13 protein-coding genes are annotated in these 16,344 nt (G+C 49.1%); all 13 read left to right on the top strand.

Annotated elements, in window-relative coordinates; genetic code table 11:
• The first annotated feature begins 13 nt into the window (after window positions 1-13).
• The 13 genes from rsmH to I8U23_RS03980 all read left to right on the top strand — a co-directional run bounded on the left by rsmH (window position 14) and on the right by I8U23_RS03980 (window position 16,199).
• Window positions 14-946 carry a 16S rRNA (cytosine(1402)-N(4))-methyltransferase RsmH gene (rsmH, locus tag I8U23_RS04040; RefSeq protein ID WP_370525369.1) on the top strand — a complete coding sequence of 311 codons (933 nt, stop codon included), beginning with the start codon at window positions 14-16 and terminating at the stop codon, window positions 944-946.
• A gap of 37 nt (window positions 947-983) precedes the next feature.
• A complete protein-coding gene (ftsL, locus tag I8U23_RS04035; protein WP_049720293.1) occupies window positions 984-1,349 on the top strand; it encodes a cell division protein FtsL in 366 nt (121 codons plus the stop codon).
• Window positions 1,350-1,396: 47 nt separating this feature from the next.
• Window positions 1,397-3,157 (top strand): peptidoglycan D,D-transpeptidase FtsI family protein, encoded by a 1,761-nt coding sequence (locus I8U23_RS04030; RefSeq protein WP_049720292.1) that lies wholly within the window; start codon window positions 1,397-1,399, stop codon window positions 3,155-3,157.
• Between the two features lie 122 nt (window positions 3,158-3,279).
• Window positions 3,280-5,196: a stage V sporulation protein D gene (locus I8U23_RS04025; RefSeq protein WP_049720291.1), complete on the top strand. Its 1,917-nt coding sequence runs from the start codon at window positions 3,280-3,282 to the stop codon at window positions 5,194-5,196.
• 278 nt (window positions 5,197-5,474) lie between these two features.
• The gene (locus I8U23_RS04020; protein ID WP_037994976.1) at window positions 5,475-6,962 is read left to right on the top strand and encodes a UDP-N-acetylmuramoyl-L-alanyl-D-glutamate--2,6-diaminopimelate ligase; all 1,488 of its coding nucleotides are present in this window, start codon (window positions 5,475-5,477) and stop codon (window positions 6,960-6,962) included.
• Window positions 6,963-6,973: 11 nt separating this feature from the next.
• Window positions 6,974-8,359, top strand: a complete 1,386-nt coding sequence (locus tag I8U23_RS04015) for a UDP-N-acetylmuramoyl-tripeptide--D-alanyl-D-alanine ligase (protein ID WP_084712913.1) — start codon at window positions 6,974-6,976, stop codon at window positions 8,357-8,359.
• 10 nt (window positions 8,360-8,369) lie between these two features.
• The gene (gene mraY / locus I8U23_RS04010; protein WP_037994974.1) at window positions 8,370-9,389 is read left to right on the top strand and encodes a phospho-N-acetylmuramoyl-pentapeptide-transferase; all 1,020 of its coding nucleotides are present in this window, start codon (window positions 8,370-8,372) and stop codon (window positions 9,387-9,389) included.
• Window positions 9,389-10,759: a UDP-N-acetylmuramoyl-L-alanine--D-glutamate ligase gene (murD, locus tag I8U23_RS04005; protein ID WP_049720290.1), complete on the top strand. Its 1,371-nt coding sequence runs from the start codon at window positions 9,389-9,391 to the stop codon at window positions 10,757-10,759. The genes mraY and murD overlap by 1 nt, the downstream gene beginning before the upstream one ends.
• A gap of 35 nt (window positions 10,760-10,794) precedes the next feature.
• Window positions 10,795-11,901, top strand: a complete 1,107-nt coding sequence (spoVE, locus tag I8U23_RS04000) for a stage V sporulation protein E (protein WP_037994969.1) — start codon at window positions 10,795-10,797, stop codon at window positions 11,899-11,901.
• A 15-nt stretch (window positions 11,902-11,916) separates the two neighbouring features.
• Window positions 11,917-13,029, top strand: coding sequence for an undecaprenyldiphospho-muramoylpentapeptide beta-N-acetylglucosaminyltransferase (murG, locus tag I8U23_RS03995; RefSeq protein ID WP_037994966.1), 1,113 nt, complete (start codon window positions 11,917-11,919; stop codon window positions 13,027-13,029).
• A gap of 116 nt (window positions 13,030-13,145) precedes the next feature.
• Window positions 13,146-14,054, top strand: a complete 909-nt coding sequence (gene murB / locus I8U23_RS03990) for a UDP-N-acetylmuramate dehydrogenase (protein ID WP_037994964.1) — start codon at window positions 13,146-13,148, stop codon at window positions 14,052-14,054.
• Between the two features lie 14 nt (window positions 14,055-14,068).
• A complete protein-coding gene (gene murA, locus I8U23_RS03985) occupies window positions 14,069-15,337 on the top strand; it encodes a UDP-N-acetylglucosamine 1-carboxyvinyltransferase (protein WP_049720289.1) in 1,269 nt (422 codons plus the stop codon).
• A gap of 130 nt (window positions 15,338-15,467) precedes the next feature.
• Window positions 15,468-16,199 (top strand): cell division protein FtsQ/DivIB, encoded by a 732-nt coding sequence (locus I8U23_RS03980; protein ID WP_198050786.1) that lies wholly within the window; start codon window positions 15,468-15,470, stop codon window positions 16,197-16,199.
• Window positions 16,200-16,344 lie beyond the last annotated feature (145 nt).

Raw genomic sequence — 16,344 nt, 5'->3', positions numbered from 1 at the left:
AGGATGAATGAAAGTGTTTAAACATGAAACGGTATTAAGAGAAGAAGCAGTCCATGGACTTTGTATCAAATCGGATGGCATCTATGTGGATTGTACGCTGGGCGGAGGGGGACACAGTCAGTTGATCGCCGAGCAACTGTCTCCATCAGGAACCCTCATCGGATTAGACCAGGACAAGCAAGCATTGGATCATGCCAAAAATAAATTAAAAGAACACACATGCAACTTGCATTTGATAAACACCAACTTTCGACATGTCAGGAAAGTTGTGAATGAACTAGGTTATGAAAAGGTCGACGGCTTGTTGTTTGATCTGGGTGTTTCATCCCCCCAGCTCGATCAGGGAGAACGGGGCTTCAGTTATCACCAGGAAGCTCCGCTCGACATGCGGATGAATCAGTCACAGGAATTAAGCGCCTTTCATGTTGTCAATGAATGGCCGGAGGAAGAATTGGCTCGCATCTTGTTTGAATATGGCGAAGAAAAATTTTCCCGGCGAATTGCCGGCGAAATTGTCCGGACGAGAAAGCAAGCACCGATTCGCACCACTTTGGAGCTGGTGGACGTGATCAAGCAGGTGATTCCCGCTCCTGCACGCAGAAAGGGGCCTCATCCGGCACGTCGTTCGTTTCAGGCGATTCGGATTGCCGTCAATGATGAATTAAACGCTTTTCAAGAGGCGTTGAAAGAAAGTGTGAAATTGCTCCGCCCGCAAGGGCGCATCAGTGTGATCACCTTTCATTCTCTGGAAGACCGGATTTGTAAACAGTTTTTCAAGGAACAATCCCGGGGATGCATTTGTCCTCCTGATTTTCCTGTCTGCACGTGCGGCAGAAAACCGGAATTGAAGATGATTACAAAAAAACCCGTCCTGCCGAGTCCGGAAGAAATAGAGAGAAACCAACGGGCCCGGTCCGCAAAATTGAGGGTCGCGGAAAAAATATAAAAATGAAAGAAGCAGGTAGTGTGAGGAGGATTTATATATGAGAGCGGATCGTTTTCATGGTTCGGCTGCAAAACAGCTCCATAAGCCTTACAGAGTGGAGCGGAAGCAAAAAAGGCCAACCCCTTTTAAAGCGTTTCCGACCGGTGAAAGACTGCTTTACCTGTTCAGCGTTATTTTGTGCGTTGCTTTGGCTGTTCTGGTTTTGTCGCGTTATGCCAAAGTGTCGGAGTTAAATGTGGCGATTCAAAATACGGAACTTGAAATCGAAAAGGTGGAAAAAGAGAATCTCCAATTGGAAACAGAAGCCAACAAATTAAGAAGTGTGGAGCGTATTCGCAAATTTGCTGAACAGAAAGGATTAGAGTTGACAGCACCAAAATACTTACCTTCAACCAGCCCCTGATGCCGAAATAGACACAATATTTGTCAGAGAGATGGGAGAGGCTTGACATGGGTTCGATGTTTAAGAAGAGCAAACGGCGTTCTCTTCTGATCGGGCTCGTTTGGATCGTGGGATTCATCATTGTGATTGGAAGATTGTTTTGGCTGCAAGCGGTGGACCATAACAAATTGCTCGCGGCGGCCAAAGAAACGTGGATCAAAGAAGATGCACTTCGCCCCAAACGAGGCACTGTTTATGACCGGACCAAGCAGCAGCAATTGGCATGGGAAGTGGACGCTTATTACTTTGTCGCAGACACCCGGCAGGTGAAAAATCCTGAAAAAACCGCAAAGTATCTGGCACCGGTGTTGAAAATAAAAGAAGACGAGTTGGTCAAATTGCTGTCGAAGGATTCAGACTCTGTGGAACTCCGGTACAATGGGAAGTACAAGTATCCGGAAGAGACACTCAATCAGGTGGAATCCTTAAAAAAGGACGGGCTTATCCAAGGCATTTATGCTTTTCCCACTTTCATGAGGCAGTATAACGGAACCATGGCCGCTCATGTTTTGGGATTTTTGCGGTATGATGACACAGCCGTTGGCGGCATCGAAAAATATTACGATAAATGGCTCAGGGGAAAAGAAGGTTACATCAAATACCTGAAGGCCAGAAACGGTGTGATGGTCACGGATCAGCCGGAAAAAAACCAGCCTCCGGAGCATGGGAAAGATCTTGTCTTAACCATTGATTCGCGCATCCAACATCAAGTGGAACTGGAGTTGGACGAAGCGATCAGTGCTCATGAGGCCAAAGGGGGAACGGCGATTGTCGCTGATCCCAATACGGGAGAAATTTTGGCCATGGCATCCCGCCCGACTTTTGACCCGAACCGGTATGCCGAGACCCTGAGTGACGAAAACAGTATCAACCGGGCCGTGCAAGGACAGTTTGAACCTGGCTCCACCTTTAAGATTGTGACTTTGGCCGCGGCGATTGAAGAAGGCATATTCAATCCGGATCAAACATTCCCGTCCGGCTCGATCCGGGTGGATGACCGGGTGATCCATGATTGGAACGGAAGCGGATGGGGAAACATCACGTTTCGGGACGGAATCAAACTGTCCAGCAATGTCGCTTTTGTCATTCTGGGGCAAAAGTTGGGCGCACAGAAATTAACGGATTACATCAACCGGTTTGGTTTCGGAAATATCACGGAGCAATACGGGAAAAAAACCGGAATCGACCTGCCGGCAGAGGGAAGGGGATACTTTTTCGGACGGAACCTGTATGCCACGGAATTGGCCACCACCTCATTCGGACAAGGGATTTCGGTCACACCGATTCAGCAAGTTGCAGCCGTGAGCGCCATTGCCAACGGCGGTGTCTGGAAGACCCCCCATATCATGAAATCGATATGGGAACCAGGGTTGAAAAAAGAAGTGAAATCTTTTCAACCCGAAAGCCGTCGGATCGTAAAAGAATCCACGGCAAAACAAGTGCGGGAGTTATTGCGTGGGGTGGTACAAAACGGAACCGGTGTCGAAGCCGATTTACCGGGCTATGGTGTGGCCGGAAAAACGGGGACGGCACAAAAACCGGATCCGGACGGGGGATACATGGAGAATCAATACATCGTATCCTTTATCGGTTTTGCCCCGTATGACAAGCCTGAAGTGGTCGTATATGTCGCCATTGATGAGCCGTCATCGTCCAAAAATGCCACCGGGGGAACAGTGGCCGCTCCGATCGCCAGGGAGATCATGAAAAAATCGCTGCAAATCAGGCAAGTACAACCAAATGACAAATTCGCCGAGACGATTAAATAAAGGGATGGAAAGACCCGCTTTTAAAGCGGGTCTTTTTTTATGGAAGAAGACAGGCTGTGTCATTTTTTTCCGGCGGATTTCATAGTTTTAGAGTAAGAGATGGGAAGGAGAGGAAGGGGAAGATGCACGGCCAACAAATCACCGTTCGAAAACGATTGTTTTCTTTGTTTTTGATTTCCGTATTTGTATTTATGGTTTTGATGGCACGGCTTGCTTACGTCCAATTGATTGCCGGCGGGGAATTGGCGGAAAAAGCCAAAGACCTGTGGAGCCGGAATATTCCTTATGAACCGAAACGGGGAAAGATATTGGACCGGAATCAAAAGAAGCTGGCATACAACATCAGTTCCCCTTCCGTCATGGCGATTCCGGCCCAAATCAAAGATCCGGCCGATACAGCAAAGCAATTGGCCCGTATTCTCCAGGCACCCGAACAAAAAATCTATGAAAAAATCACACAGCGGCAATTGATTGTTAAACTTCATCCGTGGGGGAGAAAGATTTCGGAAGAGAAAGCACGGCAAATTCAAGGGCTCAGGCTCCCGGGGATTGCCATTGCAGAAGACAGTAAACGGTATTATCCCCATGGCAGTTTTGCCGCCCATCTTTTGGGATTTACCGGGATCGACAATCAGGGGCTGGCCGGGTTGGAATTGATCTATGATGAAAAATTGAAAGGAAAAAAGGGATATGTTTCGTTCAGTGCCACCGCCAGCGGGGACAAATTGCCGGGAGGGGTGGACCGGTTTATTCCCCCTCAGGATGGTCTGGACTTGATGCTTACCCTGGATTACCAGATTCAAACCATCATCGAACGGGAATTGGATCAGGCGATGGCCCAGTATCAACCGGAAAATGCCTTGGCCATTGCCATGAACCCCAATACCGGTGAAATTCTGGGGATGAGCAGCCGTCCCACTTTTCACCCGGATCAGTACAAGGTGACCGACCCGTTGATTTATAACCGGAATCTGCCGATCTGGAAAACATATGAACCGGGATCGACTTTCAAAATTATCACTTTGGCCGCGGCACTGGAAGAAAAGAAAGTGAATTTACAGGATCACTTTCATGATCCCGGTTACATCAAGGTGGGCGGTGCCCGGTTGCGTTGTTGGAAATCGGGAGGCCATGGACATCAGACATTTTTGGAAGTGGTGGAAAACTCCTGCAACCCGGGATTTGTCACGTTGGGACAGCGGCTGGGAAAAGAAACATTGTTTTCCTATATCCGCAAGTTCGGGTTTGGGGAGAAAACCGGGATTGACCTGAATGGAGAAGCACGCGGAATTTTATTTGAGGAAAGTCAAGTGGGGCCGGTTGAATTGGCAACCACGGCATTCGGACAAGGGGTTTCAGTGACCCCGATTCAACAGGTGGCTGCCGTTTCGGCCGCGATCAACGGCGGGAAGCTGATGGTTCCCCACATCGCCAAGGCATGGGTGGATCCGGAAACCGGAAAAGTGGTGGAAGAAGTCAAACCCAAAGTCAAACGGCAGGTCATTTCCGAAGCGACTTCCGCCCAAGTCCGGCAAACCTTGGAGAGTGTCGTGGCGAAGGGGACGGGACGGAAAGCGTTTGTGGATGGATACCGGGTGGGCGGAAAGACCGGAACCGCACAAAAGGTGGGACCGGATGGCAGATACATGCAAAATAACCACATCGTCTCGTTCATCGGCTTTGCGCCGGCGGATGATCCGCAATTGGTCGTCTATGTGGCAGTCGACAATCCCAAGGGAATTCAATTCGGCGGAGTGGTTGCCGCCCCCATTGTCGGCAATATTTTGGATGACAGCTTGCGGTATTTAAAAATCCCCAAACGAACCAAACAAATCCCGCCGGAAAACGGACCGGCAGAAATCCCGATTGTCCCGGCACCCAATTTGGTCAATCAAGACATCGATGAAATTCGTTCCAGTTTATATTCCTTTCCGCTGCAAGTTTATGGAAACGGGCAAAAGGTGATTGATCAAATGCCCAAGCCCGGGCAACGTGTCAAAAAAGGAACGACCATCAAAATCTATTTGGGGGATTCATAGAAAACCCCCGATTGGCTCGTCAACCAGCGCTTCTTTGTTACTTAAATGCAAACAATTTGCAAACAAAATGCAAACATTTCTAAGGGGATTCTGTGGCTTGATTTTGCTCACTCCTTGAATTCTCGGGGGTTTATCCGGTAATTGCAGGAAAGTGCGTACTTGCCAAGGAAAGTGACAAATGATAGAAAGGAGATTAAAATAGGGTATGTGAATAGACCATGCCAGGAATACCCCTGGCATTTTCTGTTGTCTTTCTGTTGTCGAAAAGGAGGAAGAAGATGCGAATATGTGAGTTAATCCGGCCGTTAATGTTGTACAAGACGACAGGGGATCTGATGACCGAAATTCATGGCATCCAAATCGATTCCCGTCAGGTTCAGCCGGGAGACTTGTTTATTGCTCTGAGAGGGACGAAGGTGGATGCCCACCGTTTTGTCGAGCAGGCGGTGGCCAACGGCGCCGCGGCGGTCATGGTGGAAAAACCGGTTGATTTGCCGGGCATTCCAGTGATTCAAGTGCCTGACACACGCAGAGCGATGGCCGTGGTGGCTGCGAAATTTTACCACTATCCGACGCAAGAATTAAAGCTGATTGGAGTGACGGGAACAAACGGAAAGACAACCACGACTTATCTGATTGAACAGCTTCTCAGACACAAAGGTTCTCTAACCGGCGTGATCGGAACCATTCAGACAAAAATCGGAAAGAAAAAGTTTGCAACCAAAAATACAACTCCCGAAGTGACAGATTTGCAAAAAACGTTTCGAATGATGAAAGATGAGGGTTGTGAGTATTCTGTCATCGAAGTTTCATCGCATGCTTTGGACATGGGAAGAACCAGAGGTTGTCAATTTCGGATCGCTGTTTTCACGAATTTGACGCAAGATCATTTGGATTATCATGAGACGATGGAAAACTACCGCGAAGCGAAAAGTTTGCTGTTCAGTCAATTGGGAAATGCTTATGCGGAAGATTTAGAAGATAATGCGTTTGCCGTTTTCAACGCGGATGACAAAGCTTCCGGTTATTTCATGCAACGGACGCCGGCGCAGGTTATCACCTACGGCATCGAGCAGCCTGCTGACGTCACGGCGGAAAATATCCGGTTTTCATCTTCGGGAACGACCTTTACGTTAAAGACATTTCGCGGAGAAGTTCCCATCCGGTCAAGATTGGTCGGCAAATTTAATGTATATAATGTATTGGCGGCCGTTTCCGTCGCGCTGATTGAAGGCATGGACCTGAAACAGATTCAGTCGGCCTTGGCCAAAGTGGAAGGAATCAGCGGACGGTTTGAACCGGTTGATTTGGGACAGCCTTATTCGGTTCTTGTGGATTACGCCCACACACCGGACAGCCTGGAAAATGCGTTGACCACCATTCGCGAATTTGCCAAGGGTCGGGTGATTTGCATTGTGGGTTGCGGTGGGGACCGCGATCGCAGCAAGCGTCCGCTGATGGCGGAGATTGCGGTGAAAAACAGTGATTTGGCCATTTTCACCTCGGATAACCCTCGTACGGAAAATCCGGTCACGATTTTGGAAGATATGTTGGTCGGGGTGGATCAGTATCCCAAAGACCGTTATTTGGTGGTTGAAAACCGCAAGGAAGCGATTTATGAAGCGGTGGCCAAAGCCAAACCGGAAGATGTGATTTTAATTGCCGGAAAAGGTCATGAAACCTATCAGGAAATCAACGGTGTACGCCATCATTTTGATGACCGGGAAGTGGCCGCCGATGCCATTCGATCCATGTGGGCAAAGTGAGGAATGATGAAATGCAACGTACATGTCAATGGATTTTGGAAACAACCGGCGGAAGCTGGAGGGGAAGCCCTGTCGATCTTCACCGGCTGGTGTGCGGGGTGTCGACAGACACGCGGAACATCCGGGCCAATCAGCTTTATGTTCCGCTTGTTGGCGAACGTTTTGACGGGCATCAGTTTGTAAAGGATGCCGGAGAAAAAGGGGCGGCAGCCGTCTTGTGGCAGCAGGACCGGCCGTTTCCGGAGCTTCACCTCCCTGTCATTGTGGTTGAAGACACGTTGAAAGCATTGCAACAACTGGCTGCCGGATACCGCGCGGAATGTCAGGCCAAAGTCGTAGCGGTGACGGGAAGCAATGGAAAAACCACCACCAAGGATCTCATCGCATCTTTGTTGGCTGAAAAATATGCGGTGCATAAAACGAAAGGAAATCTTAATAATCATATCGGTGTGCCTTTAACCTTGTTATCGATGCCGGAGGAAACGGAAATTGCGGTGATCGAGATGGGAATGAACCATCGCGGGGAGATTTCCGTCCTTTCGAACATTGCCCGTCCGGACGTCGCGGTGATCACCAACATCGGCGAGTCCCATATCGAACATCTGGGGAGCCGGGAAGGAATTGCGAAGGCAAAATTGGAAGTTAAAGATGGACTGTCCCCGACGGGGGCACTGGTGATCGACGGAGATGAACCGTTGCTTCGGAACTTGTTGAAAGAGGAGTCCAGGCTGTTGATCAAAACCGGATGGGAAGCCGATTCTGACGAATCTCCGGAACAAATAGAGGTCAGGGGAACCGAGGGGGTTTCTTTTCAATCCCGGAAAACCGGTACCCGTTTCACTTTGCCGTTATTGGGAAGGCACAATGTCAAAAACGCGTTGCTTGCCATCGAGGTGGCCCGGTATTTTAAACTTCGGGAAGAGGAGATTGTCCGTGGCCTGGCAAATGTGACCCTGACCGGCATGCGTTTGGAGACGAAGATGGCAAGAAATGGAATGTTGCTGATCGATGATGCCTACAATGCCAGTCCCACATCCATGAAAGCAGCATTGGACTTGTTGGCAGAGATTGAGCCGGAAAAAGAGAAATGGGCTCTTCTGGGAGATATGCTTGAAACCGGAGAACAAGAGGAGCATTATCATAGAGAGTTGGGGGTGTATGCCATGGAAAAAGGCATTCACCGCTTATATACGATTGGCGAACGGGGCCGGTGGATTCATGAGGGAGCTATGAAAGCAAAAGCTTGTGACAATCAAGCCCTCGTTCATTTCCATACGCCGGATGAAGCTGTAGAAACATTGCTCCGGGAAGGACATCCAGAGACCATCCTCTTAGTCAAAGCTTCACGTGCAGCGAGGCTCGATCAGATTGTCAAAAATATGACTGAAGGAGCGTAGGGGAAGAACTATGGGGAATCTAGAATTTCGATTTATTTTAATTCCACTTGCAGTTGCTTTTGGTATTGCCGTCATCCTGGGACCGATGATCATTCCGGTGTTAAAACGGTTGAAATTTGGTCAAAGCATCCGTGAGGAAGGGCCGCAAGCCCATTTGAAAAAAGCGGGAACCCCGACGATGGGCGGAGTGATTATCCTCACCGCGATTGTGTTGACGGCCGTTCCGCTCAGCAGTTTGACCTTGTTGAACAACAACGATGCCATTATTAACGCAGACCTGTTCTTTTTGGTGTTTGCGACATTGGGTTACGGAATTCTCGGCTTTTTGGATGATTATATTAAAGTGGTTATGAAACGGAATCTCGGACTGACCGCCAACCAGAAATTACTCGGTCAGCTGTTTATCGGTTTGGTTCTTTTCTGGGTGCTTTTGGAAGTGCGGACAGGCGGTCCCAACAACTATATTTTCAGCTTGGACATTCCTTTTACTGATTTGACCATTCATCTGAATTGGTTATATCTGCCTCTTCTCTTGTTAATGATGATCGGTGCTTCCAATGCCGTGAACCTGACGGATGGTTTGGATGGCTTATTGGCTGGAACAGCAGTGAGTGCGTACGGCGCTTATGCCGTGATCGGGATTTTGCAAAGCAACCCGACGGTGACGATTTTTTCCGTGGCCGTGGTCGGAGCGCTTCTGGGATTCTTGGTGTTTAATGCCAATCCGGCTAAAGTGTTTATGGGAGATACCGGTTCATTGGCTCTCGGCGGCGGCATTGCAGCGTTGGCCGTGATTACGAAAACGGAATTATTGTTACCCATTATCGGTGGAATTTTTGTGATTGAAACATTGTCTGTGATGATCCAGGTGACTTCATTTAAATTCCGTGGCAAACGGGTGTTTCGCATGAGCCCGTTACACCACCACTTTGAATTGTGCGGCTGGTCTGAGTGGCGGGTGGTGACCACCTTTTGGTTCTTCGGTCTGGTACTCGCCGGTTTGGGTGTCTTCTTGGAGATGTGGTTGTAATGAAAAATACCGGAATTTGGGCGGGCCGCCAGGTGGTTGTTTTGGGGCTGGCCCGCAGTGGAGTTGCTGTTGCAAAATGTTTGCATGAGTTGGGCGCCAACGTGGTGGTCAATGATTTAAAACCGCGGGAAGCATGTCCCGAAGCCGAAGAATTGGAAGGAATCGGGATCCCGGTTCTTTGCGGAAGTCATCCGGATGATTTGATCCATGATGAAGTGGATTGGTTGGTGAAAAATCCGGGCATTCCTTATCATGCCAAACCGGTGGCTCAAGCATTGGAAAAGGGGATCCCCGTCATAACGGAAGTGGAGATCGCCGGACTCCTTTCCGATTCGCCGGTCATCGGAATCACGGGTTCCAACGGAAAAACCACCACCACAACCCTGGTGGGGGAAATGTTGACCAAAAGCGGAATCCAAAATCAGGTGGCCGGAAACATCGGACAAGCATTGACGGAAGCGGTCCGCTCCAACCCGGACAACGGGTGGCTGGTTGCGGAGCTCAGCAGCTTTCAGTTGAAAGGCACCCGCACATTCAAACCTGAAATCGCTTGTCTCCTGAATGTTTATCCGGCGCATTTGGACTACCATTCGAATATGGAAGATTATATTGCTTCCAAAATGAAATTGTTTCAAAATCAGACGCCGGAAGACATCGCCGTCCTGAACCGGGATCATCCGGTATGTCAAGAGGCGGCCGGACAAATCAAAAGTGAGGTTTGGTGGTTCAGCCGGAAGGAGGAAGTGCCGGAAGGAGTGTTTGTCCGAGAGGGCATGGTGACCGCCCGGATCGGGGACAAAACGGAACCCGTCCTTCCGGTGAATGACATTGCCCTGCGCGGTGAATTCAACCTGGAAAATGTACTGGCGGCCACCGCGATGAGTCTGGCAGCCGGAGCGGACGTGTCTGCGATCCGTGAGGTGCTGAAAAACTTTCGCGGGGTGGAGCACCGCTTGGAATTTGTGGCTGAGATCAACGGAGTCCGTTTTTACAATGATTCCAAAGCGACCAATCCGCAAGCGGCTTCCAAAGCCTTGGAATCCTTTCGTGAACCCGTCATCTGGATCGGGGGAGGATTGGACCGGGGCATCGACTTTAAAGAGTTGATCCCGGTTTTTAACAAAAGGGCGAAAGCGTTGATTGCATACGGCCAAACCAAAGAGATCCTGACCCGGCGGGGAAAGGATGCCGGGCTGAAAGATGTGTATTCCGTGGACGGTTTGGAAACGGCTGTGAAACGGGCATTTGACCTGGCCCGGCCCGGGGATGTGGTGTTGCTCTCCCCGGCATGTGCAAGCTGGGACCAGTTCACCTCTTTTGAGGAAAGGGGAAGCATATTTAAGAAGACTGTGCATAATCTTCAAGTATAAGAGCTTGCCCAAATTTTCAAGAGGTGAAAACGCCCATGAATCCAAAGAGCCAAACACCCGATATCGTCATTGTGGTTGCGATCGTTTTGCTTTTGACCATCGGTGTATTGATGGTGTACAGCGCAAGTGCCGCTTTTGCTTATCATAAATACGACGACGCGTTTTATTTCGCCAAGCGGCAATTCTTGTTTGCATCTTTGGGTGTTTTCTTGATGTTTTGGATTGCAAAACTGGACCCGGAAAAGTTTCGTGAATGGGCGAAACCAGGGATTGTGATATGTTTCATTCTGTTGTTGATCGTCTTGATCCCCGGGGTTGGAATTTTGCGTAACGGTGCAAGAAGCTGGTTGGGAATCGGGGCTTTCAGCATCCAGCCTTCCGAGTTTATGAAACTGGCCATGATTATGTTTTTGTCCCGCATATTTTCCAACCCCGACTATGACATCAAACATTTTACCCGGGGTTTTTTACCTGCACTTCTGTTGTTGGGGCTCGCTTTCGGGCTTATCATGATGCAGCCGGACCTGGGAACGGGCACCGTTTTGATGGGAGCCGGAATTATTTTGATTTTTGCTGCCGGAGCCAGAAAAAAACATTTGGCTTTCTTTTTCTTATTGGGTGTGGTCGGATTCGTCATGCTGATACTGGCTGCACCTTACCGTATTCAACGGATTGTCGCTTTTTTAAATCCGTGGCAGGATCCGCTTGGTGCGGGTTATCATTTGATCCAGTCATTATATGCCATCGGCCCCGGCGGGCTCATGGGGCTGGGGCTTGGCATGAGCAAACAAAAACACCTGTATCTTCCCGAACCGCATACGGATTTTATTTTTTCGATTTTAGCCGAAGAGTTGGGTTTTTTGGGAGCGGCCACGGTGATTTTGCTGTTTGCCGTCCTGGTATGGCGCGGCATCCGGGTGGCCATGGGTGTTCCCGACATGTTTTACAGCTTGGTGGCAACAGGGATCACGGCGATGATCATCATTCAGGCCGTGATCAATATCGGGGTTGTCTCCGGGGTTTTTCCAGTGACCGGAATCACATTGCCTTTTTTGAGTTACGGAGGTTCTTCCCTCACATTGACATTAGCAGCCGTAGGAATATTGATGAATTTATCGCGGTTTGTACGTAAATCCAAATAATCAGGAGGAAGGATCATGAAACGAATCTTGTTATCCGGTGGCGGAACCGGCGGGCATATTTACCCGGCTTTGGCAATTGCCCGGGCAGTCAGAAAAAAATTCCCGGATGTGGAAATCGCTTATATCGGTACCAGTGAAGGATTGGAATCACGAATTGTTCCCAAAGAAGGGAACATTCATTTTTATACCGTGGAAATCCAAGGGTTTAAGAGAAGCGTTTCTTGGGAAAACGTCCACACCTTGCACAAATTCATCAAAGCCGTTCGCAAATCCAAAGAATATATGCGCGAATTTGAGCCGGATGTGGTGGTGGGAACCGGCGGTTACGTCAGTGGTCCGGCTGTGTATGCGGCCCATCAGATGGGAATTCCGACCCTGATTCATGAGCAAAATGTCGTGTTGGGCTTGACCACCAAATTTTTATCGCGGTTTGTGGATGTGGTTGCCATCAGCCTGGAGGAATCGCAAAAATATTTGAGCCGTGCCAACCGCATTGTATTCACCGGCAACCCGAGGGCGACCGAAGTGGTACAAGCCAATGCCGCGAACGGGAGAAAATCTTTGGGAATCACGGATGCCCACAAACCGATTATCTTGATTTTCGGGGGAAGCCGGGGAGCCAAAGCCATTAATGAAGCGGTTCTCGAAATGATCCCCCGCATGAAAGAAATGCCGGATGTCCATTTTGTCTATGTGACTGGCGAAGTTCACTATGATAAAATTCGTGAAATGGTTGAAACCGATGATATCCCCAATCTGGATATCAAGCCGTTTATCTATAACATGCCGGATGTGCTGGCAGCCACTTATCTGGTGGTTGGACGAGCAGGGGCTTCGACGCTGGCCGAGTTGACAGCATTGGGTTTACCCTCTATTCTGATTCCGTCCCCTTATGTCACCAACAACCACCAGGAAGCCAATGCAAGATGGCTGGAGGAACAAGGGGCATCCAAAATGCTTCTGGAAAGTGAATGCACGGGCGAAAACTTGTGGCGTGAAGTGAAACGGCTGATTGAAAATAAAGAGGAACATCATGCGATGAGTGAAGCGGCCAGCCGTCTGGGGCGCCCCCATGCGGCGGAAGTATTGGTCAGCGAGTTGGAAAAAATTGCAGTTACCCATGAATGAGAAAAGTAGGGTCTCTACCAATTAGACGTTCGTCACAATCAGTACGGACCGGCATAAACTATGTTAAGCCAGTGGTTGGAGGGACTCTTTCGGGGTAGGCGAGGAGGGACGATCAAGTGGAACAAATCATACAAGAGATGAAAAGCATCGGAATCCAGGATGTGCGAGTCAATGAACCTTTGTCCCGCCATACGACGTGGAAAGTGGGAGGCCCTGCCGATCTCCTGATCTATCCGCGCAATAAGGAAGAATTGGAACAGGCGATGCAGGTGGTGTACCGGCATCAGATTCCTTGGAGAGTGATTGGCAGAGGGTCCAATCTGTTGGTGCGGGATGGTGGAATCCGGGGTGTGGTGTTCAAATTGGATGAAGGGTTTAACGAGTTGAAAGTGGATGGAACCAGGGTCACCGCCGGCGGCGGGTATTCCACCATCTTGCTGGCAACCATGACCTCCAGACAAGGGCTGACCGGATTGGAGTTTGCGGCGGGAATCCCCGGTAACGTGGGGGGCGCCGTCTACATGAATGCGGGTGCGCATGGTTCTGACATTTCTAAAGTTCTTCATTCCGCGACTGTGCTTTTGGAAACCGGTGAATGGGTGACATTGTCGAATGAAGAGATGGAATTTCGCTATCGTACTTCCGTGCTTCAAACCAAACTGAAAGGAATCGTGACCGAAGCTTCCTTCACATTGGAGTACGGTGAACGGGATGAGATCATGTCGCGGCTGACTTCTTATAAAGACCGCCGGAGAAAGACACAGCCATTACAATATCCTTGCGCTGGTAGTGTTTTCAGAAATCCGCCGGGGGATTACGCCGGCCGCCTGATCCAGGAAGCCGGTTTAAAGGGCTTTCGGATCGGGGATGCCGAAGTGTCTACCACGCATGCGAACTTTATTATCAACCGGGGTAATGCCACGGCCAAAAATGTTTTGCAATTAATCGAGCACATCATTCAAACCATTGATGAGAAATACAATATCCGTCTCGAACCGGAAGTGCAGGTGGTGGGTGAAGAGTAAACGGAGGTGACACATTGGAACGGTTTGTGATTGAAGGTGGCAAACCTCTGTCCGGATCTGTTCGTGTCCAAGGATCAAAAAATGCAACCTTACCCATCCTGGCTGCTACGGTTTTAGCCGAAGGAATTCACCAAGTCGAAAACGTTCCCGGACTGACCGACATTTTTGCAATGTGTAAGATTTTGGAATCGTTGGGAGCGGAAATCGTTCGTGAACGGTCGACGTTGTATGTGGATACACGGAACATGGAAAGACATTGCATTCCGGAACATCTAATGAGGCAAATCCGGTCATCGGTTTTTCTGATGGGGCCGTTGCTTTCACGCCTTCAGCGGGTTCGTGTGACCAAACCCGGGGGATGCAATATCGGTGCACGGCCGATTGATCTCCATCTCAAAGGGCTTGCCATGTTGGGAACGGAAATTGTGGAGACGGATGGGATCATTCAGTGCGAAGCGCCCAAACTGACCGGCACACACATCCCGTTGGAGTTTCCGAGTGTCGGCGCCACGGAAAACATCATGATGGCGGCGGTGTGTGCCGAAGGGGAGACCGTCATTGAAAATGCAGCTTGTGAGCCGGAAATCGTTGAGTTGGCAACATACCTGACCAAAATGGGAGCTCAGATTGAAGGAGCCGGCACGCCCGAGATTCGGGTCATTGGGGTCGATTATTTGACAGCCGCTTCCCATCAGGTCATGTCCGACCGGATTGCCGCGGGCACTTTCGCAATTGCCTCGGCAATCACCGGGGGAAAATTGGTTATGAAAGGGATCAAGGAAGCTGAGATGGAAGGGCTCGCCGAACATCTTGAGCCATTGGGGGTTCATTTCAGTCGGGATCCGGAGGGCATCCGGGTAAAGGCGGGTTCATCCATCCGGCCGGCTTCTGAATTGGTGACAAAGCCGTTTCCCGGATTTCCGACCGATATGCAACCACAAACCATGGTCCTGCTTGCGCTGGCGGAGGGCGAAAGCCGGGTGACCGAAAACATTTTTGAACGGCGCCTGAAACATGTGCATGAATTGAAGAAAATGGGAGCGGATATGCATTTGAACGGGCGTACGGTCACGATTCGCGGGGTAAAAAGACTGAAGGGAGCGGAAGTGTTTGCATCAGATTTGCGTTCCGGAGCGGCATTGGTGATCGCCGGATTGGCGGCTTGCGGCCGGACCATTGTTCATGGCGTTCATCATATTGACCGGGGTTATGAGCCAATGGAGGAAACATTCGGACAATTGGGAGGAAATATCAAACGGATCAAGAAGGATGCTGAACAGTAGCACAGATTGTGCCGCTGTTTTTTTGTGCGAAAACCTTTCAACATCCCATATTTGTGGTAATATATAGGGAAGATTATATTTTTTGCATCTTGGTCAGTCAGGCGAAAGCAGAGGAAAGGAGTATCATTTGGTGGATGAACGCATTCCTCCCTTTCGCAATTGGATTGGCAAAAAACGGTCCCCGTCACCATGGATTTTGGCATTTATCTTTTTGTTTTTTATGGGAGCGTTGTTTGCCATATTCTTGCGATCGCCGCTGAGTAAAATCAAAGAGATTCAAGTGTCCGGAAACCAATTGGTATCAACCGAAACGATTTTAAAGAAAGCGCAGATACAGGAAGGGGTTTCTTTTTTTGGTGTCCAACCCGACGAAATCGCAAGTCAAATCCGGACCATTCCCGAAGTCCGTCACGCAGAGGTCAAAAAATCGTTTCCGGACAAAGTGACCATTTTGATTCGGGAAAAACCGGTTGTCGGTTGGTTTGAAACCAAAGATCAGAAACATCTCCCCATTTTATTGGACGGTACTATTTTACCTCACCGGCAGCTTTCATTCAAATCTGACCGGATTTTATTTAAAGGATGGGATCTTGCCCATCCCATGCTGCAACAAACAGTGAAAGAAATTGGAAAAATCCCTCCGATGATTCAACGTTCCATCAAAGCAGTCCGACCCGTTTCCAAACACCAGGATCAAGTGGAAATTTTAACCGGTTATCATCACCGCATTTTTGTGCGAGTGGAAGATCTTTCACAAAAAATGAATTACTATCCCTCGTTTTTTAAACATCCGCAAGGTACACTGTATTTGTTGGAAAGCATCTGGTTTATTCCGGATGACGGAGCGGAGCCGGCAACCTGATATGAGGTGGAAGATTGTTTAAAAAGAAAAACATGGAAATAGGAATATAAATAAAAATGTTTTGCTTTAGAGGGGATCACTCTGTGATTGTTGAATATGGTTTGTAAGAGTTTCCTCCCTTTTCCTTAATATATTTTCATTCTAA

The organism is Thermoactinomyces sp. CICC 10735 (assembly GCF_016055175.1).
Lineage (GTDB): Bacteria > Bacillota > Bacilli > Thermoactinomycetales > Thermoactinomycetaceae > Thermoactinomyces > Thermoactinomyces vulgaris.
Note: the sequence above shows the minus strand (reverse complement) of the source record. Positions and strands in the feature narration are given on the sequence as shown.

Coding starts and splice junctions, on each gene's coding strand:
- murD (WP_049720290.1), top strand. CDS start 9,389: ATGAAAAATACCGGAATTTGGGCGGGCCGCCAGGTGGTTGTTTTGGGG.
- mraY (WP_037994974.1), top strand. CDS start 8,370: ATGGGGAATCTAGAATTTCGATTTATTTTAATTCCACTTGCAGTTGCT.
- I8U23_RS04025 (WP_049720291.1), top strand. CDS start 3,280: ATGCACGGCCAACAAATCACCGTTCGAAAACGATTGTTTTCTTTGTTT.
- ftsL (WP_049720293.1), top strand. CDS start 984: ATGAGAGCGGATCGTTTTCATGGTTCGGCTGCAAAACAGCTCCATAAG.
- I8U23_RS04020 (WP_037994976.1), top strand. CDS start 5,475: ATGCGAATATGTGAGTTAATCCGGCCGTTAATGTTGTACAAGACGACA.
- spoVE (WP_037994969.1), top strand. CDS start 10,795: ATGAATCCAAAGAGCCAAACACCCGATATCGTCATTGTGGTTGCGATC.
- I8U23_RS04015 (WP_084712913.1), top strand. CDS start 6,974: ATGCAACGTACATGTCAATGGATTTTGGAAACAACCGGCGGAAGCTGG.
- I8U23_RS04030 (WP_049720292.1), top strand. CDS start 1,397: ATGGGTTCGATGTTTAAGAAGAGCAAACGGCGTTCTCTTCTGATCGGG.
- murG (WP_037994966.1), top strand. CDS start 11,917: ATGAAACGAATCTTGTTATCCGGTGGCGGAACCGGCGGGCATATTTAC.